This is a genomic window from Cupriavidus sp. 01L415 (genome assembly GCF_056400065.1).
This window is the reverse complement of the sequence record NZ_JBFTSP010000001.1, coordinates 696,340-715,488: the sequence shown is the minus strand read 5'-3', so window position 1 is coordinate 715,488 and position 19,149 is coordinate 696,340. Positions and strand designations below refer to the sequence as shown.

The following is a 19,149-nucleotide window of genomic DNA, read 5'->3' as shown; positions in this document are numbered from 1 at the left end:
CGTACGATGCGGGGTCGCCAGCGGTGGATTAAGTGCTCAATAAGTCTCTATATGAAGGCGCCCTTCCGCGCGCAATGTGGCTTCCAGGTCCTGCCAGGATTGTCCGGCCGCGGCGCAGACCTCGGCGAATGCCGCCAGCACGCCATCCTCCATGCCTTTCAGACCGCAGATATAGACGTAGCCGTTCGGATCCGCCAGCAGCGCGGCCGTCTCGGATGCCGCTTCCCGAATGGCGTCCTGCACATATCGGCGCGGCACCTCCGGATCCCGCGAAAAGGCGAAGTGAATATCCAGGAAGTCCCTGGGCAGTTTCAGCAAGGGACCGAAGTACGGCAGTTCCTGCTGGTTGCGGGCGCCAAAGAACAACATGCGACGGCCGCCAAAGTGCGCCATGTTGCGGCGCATGCGCTCGGTCATCGCCCGCATCGGGGCGGACCCGGTGCCCGTGCAGATCATCATCACGCTGGCTTCGCGGTGGTTCGGCATCAGGAACGTATTGCCGAAGGGGCCCGCCACCTGGACGGTGTCGCCCTTGGCCAGGTCGCACAGGAAGTTCGATGCCACGCCACGCACTGGCTTGCCGTCATGATCCTGGTCCACGCGTTTCACGGTGAGGGCCAGGTTGTTGTAGCCCGGGCGCTCGCCGTCGCGCGGACTCGCCACCGAGTACATGCGGATGTAGTGCGCCTTTCCCGATGCATCGGTGCCCGGCGGCATGATGCCGATCGCCTGACCTTCCAGGATCGGGAAGAAGTGATTGCCGAAGTCCAGCACGATATGGTGGATGTCGCTCGATGCGTCCTCGGCCGTCAGGCGATAGTTGCCGGCGACGGTAGCGGTCAGGGGCTCGCGCACCCCGTGCAGGTTGACATAAGGATGGGCGGCGGACCACGGGGCCCTGGCCGATGTGTGGCGGCTTGTCTCCACTGCCTGCACGTCCGTGGCGGGGCCCCGGCTGCTTTCCGCCGCGGCGCCGATGACGGCATCGGCCGCGTCGGCTGCGGCGGCGGCATCCATGGCGGCCTCCGGCAGCGGCACCTCGTCCGGCAGTTCATCCCATAGCAGCTGGGCGTCGATCGTGTACGCCTGGCCCTTCAACATCGTGCGCCAGTTGTCGATCGCGCCGGTCGGGCAGGGCGACAGGCACGCATTGCAGCCGTTGCAGACGTCCGCCTTGACCACGTAGTTGCGGTCGTCGTGGGTGATGGCGTCGATCGGGCATGTGTCTTCGCAGGTGTTGCAGCGAATGCAGATTTCCGGATCGATCAGGTGCTGCTTGATGATTTCGGGGGCGCCCATGGCTTGTCTCCGTCTGTTGGCCGGGGCACACGCCCCGGCCCTGCGGTCTTGTGGTGTGGCTGGCTGCCTTAATTAAAGCGCACGTACTCGAAGTCCATGGGCTGACGGTTGATGCCGACGGCCGGCGGCGCGATCCAGTTGGCGTAGCGGCCCGGTTCCACGACGCGGCCCATCAGCGAGGCCACGAAGGCGCGATCCTCGTCCGAGGCCAGCCACTTGCGTTCGTTGGCCTGCCATTCGGCTTCGGTCAGCACCTCGCCGGTCGGGGACACGTGCACGTTGGAAAACGTGCCGATCTTGCGGTTGAACGCCTTGTGCGGCACCGTCAGCCGGAACGGAATGCCGGCTTTCTCGATCACCTTGTTCCAGCGCGACACGCCACCCACGGAATCCTTGATGTAGTCGTCGCGGAGTACTTCGTTGAGCGCATTGAGCATTGGCACCTCGCGCTCGGCCAGCTTGCCGTCGCGCACGTCGAGAATCCGGTACACGTCGCTCTTGAGCACGTGGTCGTCGGCGCGCTTGCCTTCCTCGAAGCGGCCCTTGAGGCCGGCGCTGTAGAACGTGGCCGCATTGGACGACTGGTCGGCGCCAAACAGGTCGATCGTCACGCTGTAGTGGAAATTCAGGTAGCGCTGGATCGTTTCCAGGTCGATTACGCCGGCGGCGCGCACATCGGCGGGGTCCTGGATGTCGCGTTCGCGCATAACCTCGCAGGTGCGCTGGATCACGCGGGACACGCCCGATTCGCCCACGAACATGTGGTGCGCTTCCTCCGTCAGCATGAAGCGCGTCGTGCGTGCCAGCGGATCGAAGCCCGATTCCGCCAGGGCGCAGAGCTGGAACTTGCCGTCGCGATCGGTGAAGTACGTGAACATGAAGAATGACAGCCAGTCCGGCGTACGTTCGTTGAAGGCGCCAAGAATGCGCGGGTTGTCCTCGTCGCCGGACCGTCGGCCCAGCAGCGCCTCGGCTTCCTCTCGGCCGTCGCGGCCGAAGTGGCGGTGCAGCAGGTACACCATCGCCCACAGGTGGCGGCCTTCCTCCACGTTGACCTGGAACAGGTTGCGCAGGTCGTAGAGCGACGGCGCGGTCAGCCCGAGGTGGCGCTGCTGCTCCACGGACGCGGGTTCCGTATCGCCCTGCGTGACGATGATCCGGCGCAGGTTGGCGCGGTGCTCGCCCGGCACTTCCTGCCATGCGGCTTCGCCCTTGTGCTCGCCGAAATGGATCTTGCGCGCCGCATCGGCGGGCTGCAGGAAGATGCCCCAGCGATAGTCGGGCATCTTGACGTGTTCGAAATGCGCCCATCCCGACGGGTCCACGGACACCGCGGTACGCAGGTACACATCGAACTGATGCGACCCCTCCGGTCCCATGTCGCGCCACCAGTCCAGGAACGCCGGCTGCCAGTGCTCGAGCGCGCGCTGCAGCGCGCGGTCGTCCGACAGGTTGACGTTATTGGGAATCTTCTGGCTGTAGTCGATGCTCATGATGCGGGTCTCCTTGGCCTTGTGTGCCAGTCGTTTGCCGTCAGGTGGCGAGGTCGTCAGACCCGATCCCAGTCGAAGCGTGCCTTGTTGCCGGTGCCGAACACCTTGAGCGCACCGTGTTCGCCGACCGCGTTGGGCCGGTTGAAGATCCAGTTCTGCCAGGCCGTCAGGCGGCCGAAGATGCGGGTCTCCATGGTTTCCCGGCCGCCAAAGCGCAGGTTGGCCTCCAGCCCGGTCAGGGCGTCCGGGGACAGGCTGGCGCGTTCCTCGATGGCGATGCGGATTTCGTCGTCCCAGTCGATGTCGTCGGGGGACGCGGTGATCAGGCCGAGCGACTCTGCCGCCGGGCCGTCGAGCGGCTGGCCGGTCCGCTCGCGCACGGCGGCGATCGCGTCGGCATCCTCATAGAAGCGCGCGGCCAGGCGCGTCAGCCCGTTCGGCATCGGATAGCGGCCAAAGTTGGCGGCGTCGGCCACCACGCGCGGGGCGGCATCGGGCGTATCGGGCAGTTGCAGCATGTAGGTGCGGTCGGCCGCCAGCGCCAGTTCCAGCAGCGTGCCGGCAAAGCACGATTCGGGTTCGATCAATGCAAACAGGCTGCGCGACGAGACGTCCAGGCGCGCCAGCGTGCGACGCAGCATGCCGAGCGTTTCGCGCACGAACCAGTGGCTCGCGTGGGTTTCCATCAGCGCGTCGGCGGCCAGCACGTTGGCGGCGTCGCCCTCGGTCTTGAGAATCCACATGCCGATGTCGAGGTGGTTGGCGCGCAACGTGAGGATCGCGTCGTCGAGTTCGCGCGCCATCTTGAGCGGCCACCATTGGGCCCCGGCGGCCAAGATGCCGGCGATGTCGGTCGGCTCGCCGCCGCCCGGTGCGGACACAGTCAGTGTGGCGCGGCGTCCGGCACGGTCGATGTCCACGCGCACGGTGTCGTAGCGATAGCCATCCGCTTCCACGGTACGGGAAAGCGGCGTCAGCGAGACGCCGGCCTCCCCGGCGGGGCGGTCGCTCTGCGCGGCCAGCGCCTGCGCGCGTTCCTGCACGTAGTCGGCAAAGCGCGCGGGCTTGACCACCTCGTCCACCAGTTTCCAGTCCTTGGCGCGCTGGCCACGCACACCTTCCGTGGTCAGGCAGAAGATGTCGGCGTGGTCGCGGCGCACGCGGCGCTTGTCGGTGACGCGCGTCAGGCCGCCCGTGCCGGGCAGCACGCCCAGCAGCGGCACTTCGGGCAGGCTCACTGCCGACGAGCGGTCGTCCACCAGCACGATTTCGTCGCATGCCAGCGCCAGTTCGTAGCCGCCGCCAGCCGTGGTGCCATTGCAGGCGGCGATGAACTTGATGCCCGAGTGCCGGCTGGCATCCTCGATGCCATTGCGGGTCTCGTTGGTGAACTTGCAGAAGTTGACCTTCCAGGCGTGGGTGGACTGGCCGAGCATGAAGATGTTGGCGCCCGAGCAAAAGATGCGCTCGCGGGCGCTGGTCATCACCACCGTGCGGACTTCCGGGTGCTCGAAGCGGATGCGCTGCAGCGCATCGTGGAGTTCGATGTCGACGCCGAGATCGTAGGAATTGAGCTTCAGTGCGTAGCCGGGGCGCAGCCCGCCGTCTTCGTCGACATCCATGGAAAGGGTGGCGACAGGGCCATCGAACGTCAGTTTCCAGTGGCGGTATTGATCGGGGTGACGCTCGAATGTGACGGGTGCGGGGGTCGCGGCGGCCTGGGCAGCCGGCGTCGTGGGGGCGAGGACCGACATGAGGTGTCTCCTTGATGCACTATAGTGCCTTATGGCTTTGCATGAAATATAGTGCATCGACGGAGGCGATGCAAGGCCGCCCCGCGAGCGGGCAGGGAAAGTCAGGAGAGGCTGCGAACGGGACTGCGGAAAGGGCTGCGGAAAGAGCTATGAGAGGATGGTGGCGTCGGGGCCCTGGGCCGCTCAGGCGCCGACCATCCGCATCTGGGAGAGCAGGGCCTTGAGCGAGGTATCGGCGTCCTGGCCGCTGGTGTCGATCGACACATCGGCCCGCGCGTAAAGCGGTGCGCGCGCCTGCAGGATGCGGCGCAGGTCGGTCATGGCTTCGCGGTTGCCTTCCATGGGTCGCATGTCGCCCTGGGCAACCACGCGGGCCATGTGTTCTTCGGGGGAGGTTCGCACCCAGACCGTATAGCAGCGCGACAGCAGCAGGTTGAAGGTGGCTGGCTCCGACACCAGGCTGCCCGGCGTGGCCAGTACCATCGTGTCGTGTTCGCGCAGCACGCGTTCCAGCGCGCGCATCTCGTAGCGGCGATACGCGGCCTGCCCGTAAAGCGAATGGATCTCCGACAAGCTGGCGCCAGCTTCCTGTTCGATGGCGGTATTCAGTTCGACGAACGGCATGCCCTCCGCGGTCGCCAGCGCGCGGCCAAGCGTGGATTTGCCGGCGCCGCGCAGCCCGATCAGCGCGATGCGGCGATGGCGCGCGTCGCGCGACTCGGCTGGCGACAAGGCGTGACGCGCGGCGTCGCGTACACGGGCCAGGTCGCCGGCGGGCAGTTGGGCGAGCCACTGCACGAGCTGGGAAAACTCGGCGGCGCGATGGCCGCTCTGACCGGCCGGATCGGCATGGCCGTCCACCTCCGCCAGCACGACCGGCAGCGGCACATCCAGCGCGCCGGCCACCTGGCGCAACAGCAGCACCGATGCATTGCCGGTGCCGGTTTCCAGATTGGCCAGATAGCGCTCGGAGACACCGGCGCCGCGCGCGAGATCCTTGCGCGACATGCCACGCGATGCCCGCAGCGAACGGATCCGGTCCCCCAGTTGCGTGAGGTAGGGATCGCGCTCGCCAGCCGGGCGGGCTTCGGCGTTCAACTGCGGTTCGGGATCGCGGCGCATGCGTGTCGGGGTGCGGTTCGGATGTGGCCTGAGGTCGGGCAGGGCGGCATTATACGTGCGGCGACGGAGCGTCCTGGGGAGCCGGATCAGATCCCGGCAGGCCCTCGGTCGCGCCGTGATCGACGACGATTGTGGCGGGCCGGATCGCTCTATTGCCTGTTATATAGTGCATACCCTTGCTTGCATAATAGTCGATATGAAATAAAATGCATCGACAACGGCGGCCCCAGGGCTGTCGGCACAAGAAGACAACCTGCTGTAGCCATGATGATCCGCGCGACGCCGGCGGACGCCAGAAAATGGCCAGAGGAGTGGAGACATGACGCCCCCGATCACTAGTGCCGCCCCGGCCGTTCCGGCTGCGGCGGCAGCGCTTGCGCGCCCGGCCACATCGATTGCATCTTCCCCACCGGCAACGGACGCCGAAGCGATTGTCGCCGTGCTGCCCGCCCGGTACAACGCCGCCGAGGATCTGTTGTCGCGGAACCTCGCCGCCGGACGTGGCGCCAAGACTGCCTATATCGACGACAACGGCCCGACCACCTTTGCCGGACTCGACGCTCGCTGCCGCCGGTTTGCGGGCGCGTTGCAGCAGGCCGGTTTCCGGCGCGAGGAGCGCGTGCTGCTATGCGCGCTCGACACCATCGATTTCCCCACTGCGTTCCTGGGTTGCCTGCTGGCCGGCGTGGTGCCGGTGGCAGTCAATACGCTGCTGACTGCCGATGACTACGCCTACATGCTGACGCACAGCGGTGCGCGCGCGGTGGTGGTGTCGGCGCCGCTGATGCCGGTCATGCAGGCGGCGATCGACAAGGCAGGCGTGAGCCCGGATCTCATCGTCGCCGCGCCTGGTGCGGACAATGCGGAGGCTACGGGCGATAGCGCTGGCGACGACAGGCCCGCCCGCACGGTGGCGAAGATGGTTGCCGCTGCCGACCCGCTCGCCGAAGCCGTGGCCACCGGCCCGGACGACATGGCGTTCTGGCTGTATTCCTCCGGTTCCACGGGGCGCCCCAAGGGCACGGTCCACACGCACGCCAACCTGTTCCATACCGCCGACCTCTACGCGCGCCAGGTGCTGGGCCTGCGCGAGGACGACGTGGTGTTCTCCGCCGCCAAGCTGTTCTTTGCCTACGGACTGGGCAACGCGCTGACGTTTCCGCTGTCGGTCGGCGCCACCACGATCCTGATGGCCGAGCGGCCCACGCCACAGGCGGTTTTCCGTCGCCTCACCACGTATCACCCCACCGTTTTCTGCGGCGTGCCGACGCTGTTTGCCGGCATGCTGGCCGCGGCGGACCTGCCACCGCGCGCCGACGTGACGCTGCGCGTGTGCACGTCAGCCGGCGAGGCACTGCCGCGCGACATCGGCGACCGCTTCCTGGCACATTTCGGCTGCGACATCCTCGACGGCATCGGCTCCACGGAGATGCTGCACATCTTCCTGTCGAATCGTCCCGGCGAAGTGCGCTACGGCACCACGGGCCGGCCCGTGCCGGGCTACGCGCTGAAGCTGCTCGACGAGCGCGGCGAACCCTGCGCCGCCGGCGAGATCGGCGATCTCTATATCAAGGGTCCGTCGGCCGCGCTGATGTACTGGTGCAACCGCGAGAAGAGCCGCGACACGTTCGTCGGCGAGTGGACGCGCAGCGGCGACAAGTATGTGCGCGACGAGGAGGGCTACTACACCTATGCGGGCCGCAGCGACGACATGCTCAAGGTGGGCGGCATCTACGTCTCGCCGTTCGAGGTGGAGGCCGCACTGGCGCAGCACCCGGCCGTGCTGGAAGCGGCCGTCATCGGCGTGACCGATGCCGACGAACTGGTGAAGCCGAAAGCCTTCGTGGTACTGCGCCCCGGCCAGCAATGGCATGACGGCATGGCGGCCGAGCTGCAGGCGTTCGTCAAGTCGCGGCTCGCGCCGTACAAGTATCCGCGTCAGATCGAATGCGTGGAGGAATTGCCCAAGACGGCCACGGGCAAGATCCAGCGCTTCCGGCTGCGCCAGCGCGAGGAAGTCGCGCGGCAGCCCTGAACCCGCAGCGTCCTTCCGCGAGACCGACATGCAAAGCGAACTGGTGACGATTCCGTTCGACGGGCGTCGCATCGACATCGAGTGCCAATGGCTGCGTCCGGAGCGTATCCGTCGGCCGCTGGTGGTCTTCCTGCATGAAGGCCTTGGCTCCGTCAGCATGTGGCGCGAATTTCCGCGCCAGCTATGCGAGGCTGGCGACTTTCGCGGGCTGGTGTTTTCCCGCTACGGCTATGGCCGCTCCACGCCACGTCCGCATGCGGAAAAGTGGGGCGTGGATTTTATGCACCGCCAGGCGCGCGAGGCGCTGCCGGCGCTGTTCGATGCGCTCGACATCGGCCCCGGTCGCCGCCATGGCAAGCCCTGGCTGCTCGGCCATAGCGATGGCGGCTCCATCGCGTTGATCCACGCGGCGAGCTTTCCCGATGCCATCGATGGCCTGACCGTGCTGGCGCCGCACATCATCGTGGAAGACATTTCCGTCCGCAGCATCACGGCCACGCGCGAAACCTACCTGACCACCGACCTGCGCGCCAAGCTGGCGCGCCATCATGCCGACGTCGACTCCGCGTTCTGGGGCTGGAACGATATCTGGCTGAACCCCGCGTTCCGGGAATGGGACTTGCGGCCGCTGCTGGCGGGCATCCGTTGCCCTGCGCTGGCCGTCCAGGGGGAGGACGACGAATACGGCACGATGGCGCAAATCGAGGGTATCCATCGATATGCCCCGCAGACCGTGCTGCTTAAACTCGCGCGCTGTGGACATTCGCCCCACCGGGACCAGACGGGGGCGTTGACGGCGGCCACGGTGGCGTTTATAACGACACATACTTCAATCCTAAAATAATTCGGCCGACGGGTTGGACACCACGGCTCGGGCATCGCTTGCATGCCCAGGTGTCGCACGGGCCAAACATGGCTTCAGACCACCAGGAGGAGATCCCATGCATCGCATTGCATCGCGCAAGCTGCTGCCCGTCTGTCTGGCCGCCGCCACGCTGCTGGCTGCTGCCGGCGGCGCGCTGGCCCAGAGTGCCCCGGCCGCGTCCGGCAAGATCAAGGTTGGCTTCATGCTGCCGTACACGGGCACGTATGCGGCGCTCGGCACAGCCATCGAAAACGGCTTCCGCATGTATGTGCAGCAGCAGGGTGGCAAGCTCGGCGGGCGCGAGATCGAGTACTTCAAGGTGGATGACGAATCCGACCCGGCCAAGGCTCCCGAGAACGCCACCAAGCTGATCAAGCGCGACCAGGTCGACGTGGTCGTCGGCACGGTGCACTCGGGCGTGCAGATGGGCATCGTCAAGGTGGCCAAGGAAAACAACACGCTGCTGATCATTCCGAACGCCGGCGTGGACGAGGCCACGGGTCCGCTGTGCGGCCCCAATATCTTCCGTTCGTCGTTCTCCAACTGGCAGCCGGGCTATGCCATGGGCCACGTGCTGGCCGACCGCGGCATGAAGAAGGTGGTCACGCTGACGTGGAAATACGCGGCGGGCGAGCAATCGGTCAAGGGCTTCAAGGAAGCCTTCGAGGCCAAGGGCGGCAAGGTGGTCAAGGAACTGAGCCTGCCGTTCCCCAATGTGGAATTCCAGGCGCTGATCACGGAGGTGGCATCGCTCAAGCCCGATGCCGTGTTCGTGTTCTTTGCCGGCGGCGGCGCGGTCAAGTTCGTGAAGGACTGGCAGGCGGCAGGGCTCAAGGACAAGATTCCGCTGTACGGATCGGGCTTCCTGACCGATGGCACGCTGGAAGCGCAGGGCACCGCCGCACAGGGGCTGGAGACCACGCTGCACTATGCGGATGGCCTGACCAACAACCGCGACAAGGGCTTCCGCCTGGACTACGCCAAGACCTACAAGCTGCAGCCGGACGTGTACGCGGTGCAGGGCTACGACGCCGCGCAGTTGCTGGCCGCTGGCGCCAATGCGGTCAAGGGCGACATGACGCGCAAGCCCGAGGTCATCAAGGCGATGGAGGCCACCCGGGTCGACAGCCCACGCGGCAGCTTCACATTGTCGAAGGCGCACAACCCGGTGCAGGATTTCTATCTGCGCAAGGTCGATGGCCGCGAGAACAAGGTCAGCAGCGTGGCCGTGAAGGCGCTTGCCGACCCGGCTCGCGGCTGCCGCCTCTAAGAGGCACTGTCCCGGCGTCCCGCGCGCTCCGACTTGCGCGAGCGCCGGGACAAACGCCGACAGACGCCGGCATCGGCATCATCAAGGATTGGCCCGCAGCATGGACATCGTTTCTTTTCTCATCCAGTGCCTGAACAGCGTGCAGTACGGCCTGCTGCTGTTCCTGGTGGCGAGCGGCCTGACGCTGATCTTCGGCATCATGGGCGTGATCAACTTGGCCCACGGCAGCTTCTACATGCTCGGCGCCTACCTGGCGTTTGCGCTCGCCAGCCTGACGGGCAACCTGTTCATCGCCATTCCGCTCGGCATTGTGCTGGCCGTCGCATTCGGCTACGTGCTGGAGTGGTTTTTCTTCAGCTACCTGTATCAGCGCGATCACCTGCAGCAGGTGCTCATGACCTACGGGCTGATCCTGGTGTTCGAGGAGCTGCGCAGCATCCTCGTCGGTGACGATGTGCACGGCGTGGCCGTGCCGGCGCTGCTGGACGGTGCGCTGCCGATCGGCAACGACATGACGTATCCGGTCTACCGGCTGTTTATCTCCGCGGTCTGCCTGCTGGTGGCCGGGGCGATGTACTACGTCATCCGCCGCACGCGCCTCGGCATGATGATCCGCGCGGGCGCCACCAATCGGGAGATGGTGCAGTCGCTCGGTATCAACGTCACGGTGCTGTACCGCTTCGTGTTCGCGCTGGGCGTGGCGCTGGCCGTGCTGGCCGGGATGATCGCGGCCCCGGTCTCGTCGGTCTATCCGGGCATGGGGGGGCAAGTGCTGATCGTCTGCTTCGTGGTGGTGGTGATCGGCGGGATCGGGTCCGTCAAGGGCGCGCTGGTGGCGTCGCTGCTGCTGGGCTTTGTCGACACCTTCGGCAAGGTGTTCTGGCAGGATGCGGCCGGCGTGCTGATCTACCTGCTGATGGCGGTGATCCTGCTGTGGAAACCGCAGGGCCTGTTCCGGGCCGGCTGACCCGGACGAGAGGAAATGACGATGGCCATGCAACCGAATTCTTCCACGCCACCGCTGCAGGACGTCCGCCGGCCAGGCTGGCTGGCCGCGCTGGGCTGGATCCTGGCGCTGGCAGTGCTGTGCGCCGCACCGCTGGTGCTGACCGCCGACAGCAACAAGTTCTATATCGAGCTGCTCAGCAAGGTCATGATCATGGCCATCTTCGCGCTGTCGCTGCAGCTGCTGATCGGCTACACCGGGCTGGTGAGCCTGGGCCATGCCGCCTACTTTGCCGTGGCGGCCTATGCGACGGCGATGCTCGCGCCCGAGGGCGGGGCGGGCAACGGCTGGCTGCTGCTGCTGGGTGCGCTGGCCGCCGCGGCCGCGCTGGCGCTGGTGGTGGGTGCGCTGGTGCTGCGCACGCGCGGCGTGTACTTCATCATGGTCACGCTGGCCTTTGCGCAGATGGTTTACTTCGTCTTCCACGACACCAAGATCGCGGGTGGCAGTGACGGGACGTATATCTACTTCCGGCCCGAGTTCCAGGTATTTGCCGATCGGCCGCTGACGGTCAACGACCCCGTGCAGTTCTACTGGATGGTGCTGGTGGCGCTGATCCTGACCGTGGTGGCGCTGGCGGTACTGCTGCGCTCGCGCTTCGGGCATGCGCTGGTCGGCATCCGGCACAACGAGCAGCGCATGCGCGCCGCCGGGTATGCCACCTATCGCTACCAGCTTGGCGCGTTCGTGGCCGGCGGCATGTTCGCGGGGCTGGCGGGCTATCTCTACGCCATCCAGTTCGGGTTCGTGAATCCGGAGATTGCGTCGTGGCACCAGTCCGGCAACGCCATGCTGATGGTGATCCTGGGCGGTGTGGGCAGCCTGGCCGGTGCGGTGCTGGGCGCGTTCTCGTTCGTGCTGCTGGCCGAGTGGTTCAGTACGCTCACCAAGCACTGGCAGCTGCTGATGGGCGGCTTCATCGTCCTGGCCGTGGCGCTGCTGCCGCGTGGGCTGGTCAGCGTGCCGGCGGTGCTGCGCCATCGATCGCCCCGCCGCAGGGGGAATGGCGCCGGCGCAGGCGAGGATGCCGCGGGGACCAACGCGGAGACCAATGCGCGCAGTCGGGAGGCAACATGACCGAGATGACGACCACCCCGCCCGTGCTGCAGGCGGAGGGCCTGACGCGCCGGTTCGGCGGCCTGACCGCTGTCAACGACGTGACCCTGGCGCTGCAACTACACGAGATCCACGCGGTCATCGGCACCAATGGCGCCGGCAAGTCCACGCTGATCAACATGCTGTCGGGCGAACTGCCGCCATCGTCCGGCCGGCTTCATCTGCAGGGGCAGGACGTGACCGGCTGGACGCAGCCAAAGCTGGCGCGCCACGGCATTGGCCGCAGCTACCAGCGCAACAACATCTTCTTGCCGCTGACCGTGCGCGAGAACTGCCGGCTGGCGGCGCAGTCGCGTGCGCAGCGGGCATGGCGGCTGTGGGAGCCGGCGCAGGGTTGCCGCACCAGCCACGCGCTGGCCGATGAAGCGCTGGAACGCGCGGGCCTCGCGGCGCATGCCGGGCGTCTCGCCAGCGAACTCGCGCACGGCCAGAAGCGCCAACTGGAGGTGGCGATGTGCCTGGCCACGCAGCCCGTGGCATTGCTGCTCGACGAGCCGCTGGCGGGCATGGGTGCCGAGGAATCCGCACGCATGCTGGATCTGCTGCGCGGCCTGCGCGACGGTCACGCGATCCTGCTGGTGGAACACGACATGGAGGCGGTCTTCGCCGTGGCCGACCGGATCACCGTGATGGTCAATGGCACGGTCATCGCGTCGGGTAACCCCGCCGAGATCCGCGCCAACCACGAAGTGCAGCTGGCCTATCTGGGCGAGGAAGAGGAGACCCACGCATGAACGCCCACTCGCCGGACATCATCGACGCGATCGGCGTCAACGCGTGGTACGGATCCAGCCATGTCCTGCGCGGCGTGGATTTCCATGTCGGCGCGGGCGAAACCGTCGGCCTGCTGGGCCGCAACGGCATGGGCAAGAGCACGCTGCTGCGGACGCTGCTGGGCCATGTGCGCCAGCGCGAGGGCGATATCCGCGTGGCGGGCCGCGACATGTCGCGCGCGCAGCCGCATGAGGTGGCGCGGCTCGGCGTGGCGTATGTGCCGGAAGGTCGCGGCATCTTCCCGAATCTGTCCGTGCGGGAAAACCTGCTGATGGCCGCCCGGGCCGGCTGCAATGGCCGCAAGGACTGGGACGAGGCCCGCGTGCTCGATTTGTTTCCGCGCCTCAAGGAGCGCCTGTCGCATGGCGGCCAGCAACTGTCCGGCGGGGAGCAGCAGATGCTGTCGATTGGCCGGGCGCTGATGACCAATCCCGAATGCCTGGTGCTGGACGAGGCCACCGAAGGGCTGGCGCCAAAGATCGTGCGCGAGATCTGGAACGTGATTGCCACGGTACGGGCCACGGGCATCGCATCAGTGGTGGTGGATCGCAACTATCGCGCGGTGCTGGCCCATGCGGACCGCGTGGTGGTGCTGGAGAAGGGGCAGGTCGTGCTGACCGGCCCCGCGGCCGAGCTGGCGGCGGCGCCCGCCGCGCTGGACCGCTACCTGGGCGTTTGAGCGCCACCTGTCTGAGCGCCGCATGAGGGGTGCTCCGGCAAGTTGCGGATGCAGCATTTGTCGCGCGCGAGCAACGATCGCTGCGTGGCCCAGCCCACCCCCGCCTCCCGGACAGGGCTTGACCCTGCCATGCTTCCCTTCCATGCTTCATGGGTTCCGGGCCGGGACACCGGCATCTTCCACAGTGGTCGTCTTACCGCACTTCATCTAGAATGCGCCCGTTTGTGCAATGCAATAGAGGCCATAACGCCCCATCGCGGACCGGAGCCGCTTGCGTGAGAGTACCCGTGCCTAGGACGTCACATTTCCTGGGTTGCATACCTGGCATCCTGCCGGGCTAGCCGAAGTCAGGCCGGGGAGGCGCGAGCCGGTCCACCAGACCCAAATCCATGACTCAATCCGCAACCAGTCACTACTTCGTCGAAAGTCCGAGTACGCGCGCGCTCGTCGTCAGCGCGATCGGCGTCGTCTTCGGCGACATCGGCACCAGCCCCCTGTACGCCCTCAAGGAATGCTTCAGCAAGGAGCACGGGATTCCATTCACGCCCGATGCCGCGCTCGGCATCATCTCGCTGCTGTTCTGGGCGATGATCATCGTGGTGTCACTGAAGTACGTGGTGTTCGTGATGCGCGCGGACAACGACGGCGAGGGCGGCGTGCTGGCCCTGATGGCGCTGGTGTTGCGGACGGCCGCGCCGCGCTCGAACAAGGCGCGGTTCCTGATGATGCTGGGTATCTTCGGCGCCTGCATGTTCTACGGGGATGCGGTCATCACGCCGGCGATCTCGGTGCTGTCGGCCGTGGAGGGCCTGGAGATCGCCACGCCGCAATTATCGAACTTCGTGATCCCGATCACGCTGGTGATCCTGATCGCGTTGTTCCTGATCCAGCGCCACGGCACGACCGCGGTAGGCAAGTTCTTCGGCCCCATCATGACGGTGTGGTTCATCACGCTGGGCGCGCTGGGCGTTTTCAACCTGATGCAGGCGCCGGAGATTCTCAAGGCGGTCAACCCGTACTACGGCATCCACTTCCTGATCGAGCATTCGCTGCAGGCCTTCATCGTGCTGGGCGCGGTTTTCCTGGTGCTGACCGGTGCGGAGGCGCTGTATATCGACATGGGCCACTTTGGCGCGCAGCCGATCCGTATCGGCTGGTTCGTGCTGGTCATGCCGTGCCTGATGCTGAACTACTTTGGCCAGGGCGCGCTGTTGCTGATGAACCCGGAGGCGGCTTCGAACCCGTTCTACCTGATGGTGCCGGGCCCGCTGCTGATCCCGATGGTGCTGCTGTCCACCTGTGCGACGGTGATTGCGTCGCAGGCGGTGATCTCCGGCGCATTCTCGCTGACCAGCCAGGCCATCCAGCTGGGCTTTGTGCCGCGCATGCGCATCCGCTACACGTCGGCAGCCGAAATCGGCCAGATCTACCTGCCGGTGATCAACTGGGTCCTGCTGGTGATGGTGGTGGCCGTGGTGATCTCGTTCCGCAAGTCGGAAAACCTGGCTGCCGCGTATGGCATCGCCGTGACCACGACCATGCTGATCACGACCTTCCTGGCCGCGGTGTGCATGCGCAACGTGTGGAAGTGGAATCCGCTGCTGGTGACGCTGCTTGGCGCGGGCTTCCTGCTGGTGGACCTGACGTTCTTCGCGGCCAACCTGCTCAAGGTGGCGGAGGGCGGCTGGTTCCCGCTGCTGATGGGCAGCGTGGCGTTCTTCCTGCTGATGACGTGGTACAGCGGCCGCAAGCTGCTGCGCGCGCGCAGCCTGGAGGACGGGATTCCACTGGAGCCGTTCATCGCGGGCCTGCTGGCGCACCCGCCGCACCGCGTGGAAGGGACCGCCGTGTTCCTGACCGGCAACACGGAGTCGGTGCCGGTATCGCTGCTGCATAACCTCAAGCACAACCGCGTGCTGCATGAGCGCGTGGTCTTCCTGAGCTTTGTCACGCGCGACATCCCGTTCGTGGACGACGACCACCGCCTGACCTGCAAGGACCTTGGCGGCGGCGTGTTCATCCTGAAATCCGAGTACGGCTTCAAGGAAACACCGGACGTGCAGCGCGTGCTGGACCTGGCGCACCGCAAGCTGAACATGGACTTCGAGCTGATGGAGACGTCGTTCTTCATCGCGCGCGAATCGGTGATTCCGTCGAAGCTGCCCGGCATGTCGATGTGGCGCGAGAGCCTGTTCGCATGGATGCATCAGAACGGCGCCAAGCCCTCCGACTTCTTCTCGATCCCGGCCAACCGGGTGGTGGAACTGGGGACCAAGGTCGAGATCTGAATGCCGGCGCTGCTGTCCACCGCGATGGCTGTGGACAGAACGTAAAAACGCCCCGCACGTGCAAACCGTGCGGGGCGTTTTTGCTTTGCAGCGCGGGTCTGGCTCAGCGCTTCAGCTTGGCGAACGCGGCCGCCATTGCGCCAGCCGGTTCCGGATCACGGCTGCGGCCACCGCCAAAGCCCTTGGCGCCACCGCCATTGCGCTGGCCGCCCCGGTCGTTGCCGCGCTCCGCACCCGGACGCGACGACGTCTGGCCCGGCTCGTCGTCCAGCCGCATGGTCAGGCCGATCCGGTTGCGCTTCACGTCCACTTCCATGACCTTGACCTTGACGATCTGGCCGGCCTTGACCACTTCGTGCGCGTCCTTGACGAACTTGCTGGACAGCGCCGAGATATGCACCAGGCCATCCTGGTGCACCCCGATGTCCACGAATGCGCCGAACGCCGCCACGTTGGTCACCACGCCTTCCAGCACCATGCCGGGCTGCAGGTGCTTGATGTCCTCCACGCCGTCCTGGAACGTGGCCGTCTTGAACTCGGGGCGCGGATCTCGGCCCGGCTTTTCCAGCTCGGCCAGGATGTCGCGCACCGTCGGCAGGCCGAAGGTCTCGTCCGTGAACTGCTGCGGCGACAGGCCGCGCAGCGCGTCGCGGTTACCCATCACGTCGGGCAGGCCGCGCTTGATGTGGTCGAGGATGCGCTGCACCACCGGATAGGCTTCCGGGTGAACCGACGAACGGTCCAGCGGGTTGTCGCCGGTGTTGATGCGCAGGAAGCCGGCAGCCTGCTCGAACGTCTTGTCGCCCAGGCGTGGCACCTTCTTCAGCGCGTCGCGGTTGGCAAACGCGCCGTTGGCATCGCGGAATTCAACGATGTTGCGCGCCAGCACCGTGTTCAGGCCGGACACGCGCGCCAGCAGCGGGGCGGAGGCCGTGTTCACATCCACGCCCACGGCATTCACGCAGTCTTCCACCACGGCGTCCAGTGCGCGTGCCAGCTCGCGCTGGTTGACGTCGTGCTGGTACTGGCCCACGCCGATCGATTTCGGGTCGATCTTCACCAGTTCCGCCAGCGGGTCCTGCAGGCGGCGAGCGATGGACACCGCGCCGCGCAGCGACACGTCGAGCTCCGGGAATTCCTTGGCCGCCAGCTCGGAGGCCGAGTACACCGATGCGCCGGCCTCGCTCACCACGATCTTGGTCAGCTTGAGGTCCGGGGCGCGCTTCATGAGGTCCTGCACCAGCTTGTCGGTCTCGCGGCTGGCCGTGCCGTTGCCGATCGAGGCCAGGGCCACGTTGTGCTGCTTTGCCAGGCGTGCCAGCGTGGCCAGCGATCCCTCCCAGTCGCGACGCGGCTCGTGCGGATAGATCGTGGCCGTTTCCAGCAGCTTGCCGGTGTGGTCCACCACCGCCACCTTGCAGCCGGTGCGAATGCCCGGGTCGACACCCATCACGGACTTCGGGCCGGCCGGCGCGGCCAGCAGCAGTTCGTGCAGGTTGCGGCCGAACACCTTGATGGCTTCGTTCTCGGCGGTCTCGCGCAGTTGCGTCAGCAGCTCCGTCTCGATATGGGGCTGCACCTTCACGCGCCAGCACCAGCGGCACACATCGCCGAGCCATTTGTCGGCCGGGCGGTTCAGGTTCTGGATGCCTACGTGGCGGGCGATCATGCCTTCGCACGGATGCGGCACCATCGCGTCCTGTTCCTCGCCCAGCCCCAGCTTGACCATCAGCACGCCGGCATTGCGGCCGCGGAACAGTGCCAGTGCACGGTGCGACGGCACGGTGCGAATCGTCTCGCTGTAGGTGTAGTAGTCGCGGAACTTCTCTTCCTCGGCGTTTTCCTTGCCTTCCATCACGGTGGAGACGACGATGCCGTGATTCCAGAGGTGCTCGCGCAGCTTGCCCAGCAGCTCCGCGGTCTCGCCGAACTGCTCGGAGAGGATGTCGCGCGCGCCGTCCAGCGCGGCCTTGATGTCGGGCACGCCGCCTTCGGCGGTCGGGTTGCCGTTGACGTACTTCGCTGCCTCGGCCTGCGGGTCGAGCGTCGGGTCGGCCAGCAGCGCCTGGGCCAGCGGCTCCAGGCCGCATTCGCGGGCGATCTGGGCGCGCGTGCGGCGGCGGGGCTTGTACGGCAGGTAGAGGTCTTCCAGCGTCTGCTTGGTGTCTGCGGCTTCGATCGCCGCGCGCAGTTCGTCGGTCAGTTTGCCCTGTTCCTCGATCGAAGACAGGATCGTCGCGCGGCGTTCTTCCATGTCGCGCAAGTACAGCAGTCGTTCTTCCAGGTTGCGCAGCTGCGTGTCGTCCAGGTTACCGGTGACTTCCTTCCGGTAGCGGGCGATGAACGGCACGGTGGCGCCTTCGTCCAGCAGGTCGACGGCCGCCGCGACCTGGCGGGGTTGCACGGACAGTTCGGCCGCGATGAGCGACACAATCTTTTGCGAGACGGAAGCAGGCAAGTTGGACATCGGGAATCGAGTCAGTCGAAAGCGGGGCATTTTGCCACAAGCGGGCGGGGCTTCCCGTGACGGGCAGGCACCTTTTCCCATGCCTGTTTCCTGGCGCGCCTGCGGACACACATTGCAACGTCCGCGGGTGGGGCCCGCAGGCCCCCCGGGTGATAGAATCCAGCCATGATCGTCAAGCCCCAACCGGCCGCCGTGGCCGCCACATTGCCGGCTGCCCGCGAGCTGGCCACCGTCACCGTTTCCGCCCTGGCGCTGGCTGCCGCATTGCTGGCCGCGCCCGTGTCCCGTGCGCATGCCCAGGCCTCCGCGCCCGCTGTGCCCGCTGCCGCAGCGCCGGCCCCCGTCGCCACGACTGGTGCCCCGCGTGACTTCGCGGCCGAACGCAAGGCCATCGGTGATTCCCGGACATGGACCAACTATCGCTTTGCCACGGCCGAACACGACTGCTACAGCAAGTTCCTGGTCAACAGCTGCATCGAGAAGGCCAAGGAAATCCAGCGCGACGAACTGCATGTGCTGCGCGCGAAGGAGCTGGAAGTGGGCGACGCGGAGCGCGCCTACAAGGCGGCCGAGCGCGATCGGGAGCAGGCCTTGCGCCGTGCCGAATACGAAGCCGGCCAGCCCGGCCGCACGGCCAACGAACAGGCCAGCAAGGCGTCCTACGATCGCAAGCAGCAGGATCAGGCGCTGCGCGACGCCCAGCATGGCGCCGATGCGCCACAGCGTGCCGCCAACGCCCAGGCCTACGACAAGAAGCAGGCGGACTTCGACGCCAAGATAAAGGAAGCCCAGCAGAAAGGTGCCGCAGACGCCCGCCAGCGCCAGGAGAACACCAAGGCATATCAGCAAAAGCAGGCCGATGCCGCGCAGCGGCAGAAGGACCTGGATGAGCGCCGTGCCAAGGCCGAGGAACAGAAAAAGCAAGGGCAGGGGTCCACCCCGAGCCCGTTCGGGTTCTGAGCACCGGCGACGCGGCTTCGG

Annotated in this window: 14 protein-coding genes; 9 read left to right on the top strand and 5 right to left on the bottom strand. The window is 66.5% G+C overall.

Annotation, left to right across the window (positions count from 1 at the left end; translation table 11 throughout):
* Positions 1-36 precede the first annotated feature (36 nt).
* From boxA to AC1DOX_RS03240, 4 genes are all read right to left on the bottom strand, one after another.
* On the bottom strand, positions 37-1,299 hold the full coding sequence (gene boxA, locus AC1DOX_RS03255; protein WP_441620431.1) for a benzoyl-CoA 2,3-epoxidase subunit BoxA: 1,263 nt from the start codon (positions 1,297-1,299) through the stop codon (positions 37-39).
* A 68-nt stretch (positions 1,300-1,367) separates the two neighbouring features.
* Positions 1,368-2,795: a benzoyl-CoA 2,3-epoxidase subunit BoxB gene (gene boxB, locus AC1DOX_RS03250; RefSeq protein WP_441620559.1), complete on the bottom strand. Its 1,428-nt coding sequence runs from the start codon at positions 2,793-2,795 to the stop codon at positions 1,368-1,370.
* Between the two features lie 53 nt (positions 2,796-2,848).
* A complete protein-coding gene (gene boxC, locus AC1DOX_RS03245; protein ID WP_441620433.1) occupies positions 2,849-4,546 on the bottom strand; it encodes a 2,3-epoxybenzoyl-CoA dihydrolase in 1,698 nt (565 codons plus the stop codon).
* A 183-nt stretch (positions 4,547-4,729) separates the two neighbouring features.
* Positions 4,730-5,668 (bottom strand): helix-turn-helix transcriptional regulator, encoded by a 939-nt coding sequence (locus AC1DOX_RS03240; RefSeq protein WP_441620435.1) that lies wholly within the window; start codon positions 5,666-5,668, stop codon positions 4,730-4,732.
* A gap of 319 nt (positions 5,669-5,987) precedes the next feature.
* Here AC1DOX_RS03240 and AC1DOX_RS03235 point away from each other — a divergent pair, with 319 nt between their 5' ends.
* From AC1DOX_RS03235 to AC1DOX_RS03200, 8 genes are all read left to right on the top strand, one after another.
* On the top strand, positions 5,988-7,703 hold the full coding sequence (locus AC1DOX_RS03235) for a benzoate-CoA ligase family protein (RefSeq protein ID WP_441620437.1): 1,716 nt from the start codon (positions 5,988-5,990) through the stop codon (positions 7,701-7,703).
* Between the two features lie 28 nt (positions 7,704-7,731).
* Entirely contained in the window at positions 7,732-8,547 is an 816-nt protein-coding gene (locus tag AC1DOX_RS03230; RefSeq protein WP_441620439.1) for an alpha/beta fold hydrolase, read from the top strand.
* A 97-nt stretch (positions 8,548-8,644) separates the two neighbouring features.
* Positions 8,645-9,838: an ABC transporter substrate-binding protein gene (locus tag AC1DOX_RS03225; protein ID WP_092138121.1), complete on the top strand. Its 1,194-nt coding sequence runs from the start codon at positions 8,645-8,647 to the stop codon at positions 9,836-9,838.
* A gap of 100 nt (positions 9,839-9,938) precedes the next feature.
* Entirely contained in the window at positions 9,939-10,805 is an 867-nt protein-coding gene (locus AC1DOX_RS03220; RefSeq protein ID WP_092138120.1) for a branched-chain amino acid ABC transporter permease, read from the top strand.
* 27 nt (positions 10,806-10,832) lie between these two features.
* A complete protein-coding gene (locus tag AC1DOX_RS03215; protein WP_441620442.1) occupies positions 10,833-11,921 on the top strand; it encodes a branched-chain amino acid ABC transporter permease in 1,089 nt (362 codons plus the stop codon).
* A gap of 5 nt (positions 11,922-11,926) precedes the next feature.
* Complete coding sequence (locus tag AC1DOX_RS03210) at positions 11,927-12,694, top strand: ABC transporter ATP-binding protein (RefSeq protein ID WP_441620561.1); 768 nt, start codon at positions 11,927-11,929, stop codon at positions 12,692-12,694.
* Entirely contained in the window at positions 12,691-13,413 is a 723-nt protein-coding gene (locus tag AC1DOX_RS03205) for an ABC transporter ATP-binding protein (protein WP_441620444.1), read from the top strand. The genes AC1DOX_RS03210 and AC1DOX_RS03205 overlap by 4 nt, the downstream gene beginning before the upstream one ends.
* 389 nt (positions 13,414-13,802) lie before the next feature.
* The gene (locus tag AC1DOX_RS03200) at positions 13,803-15,701 is read left to right on the top strand and encodes a potassium transporter Kup (protein ID WP_441620446.1); all 1,899 of its coding nucleotides are present in this window, start codon (positions 13,803-13,805) and stop codon (positions 15,699-15,701) included.
* 103 nt (positions 15,702-15,804) lie between these two features.
* Here AC1DOX_RS03200 and AC1DOX_RS03195 read toward each other — a convergent pair whose 3' ends face one another.
* Positions 15,805-18,168: a Tex family protein gene (locus AC1DOX_RS03195; RefSeq protein WP_092138117.1), complete on the bottom strand. Its 2,364-nt coding sequence runs from the start codon at positions 18,166-18,168 to the stop codon at positions 15,805-15,807.
* Between the two features lie 165 nt (positions 18,169-18,333).
* Here AC1DOX_RS03195 and AC1DOX_RS03190 point away from each other — a divergent pair, with 165 nt between their 5' ends.
* The gene (locus AC1DOX_RS03190; protein WP_441620448.1) at positions 18,334-19,128 is read left to right on the top strand and encodes a hypothetical protein; all 795 of its coding nucleotides are present in this window, start codon (positions 18,334-18,336) and stop codon (positions 19,126-19,128) included.
* Positions 19,129-19,149 lie beyond the last annotated feature (21 nt).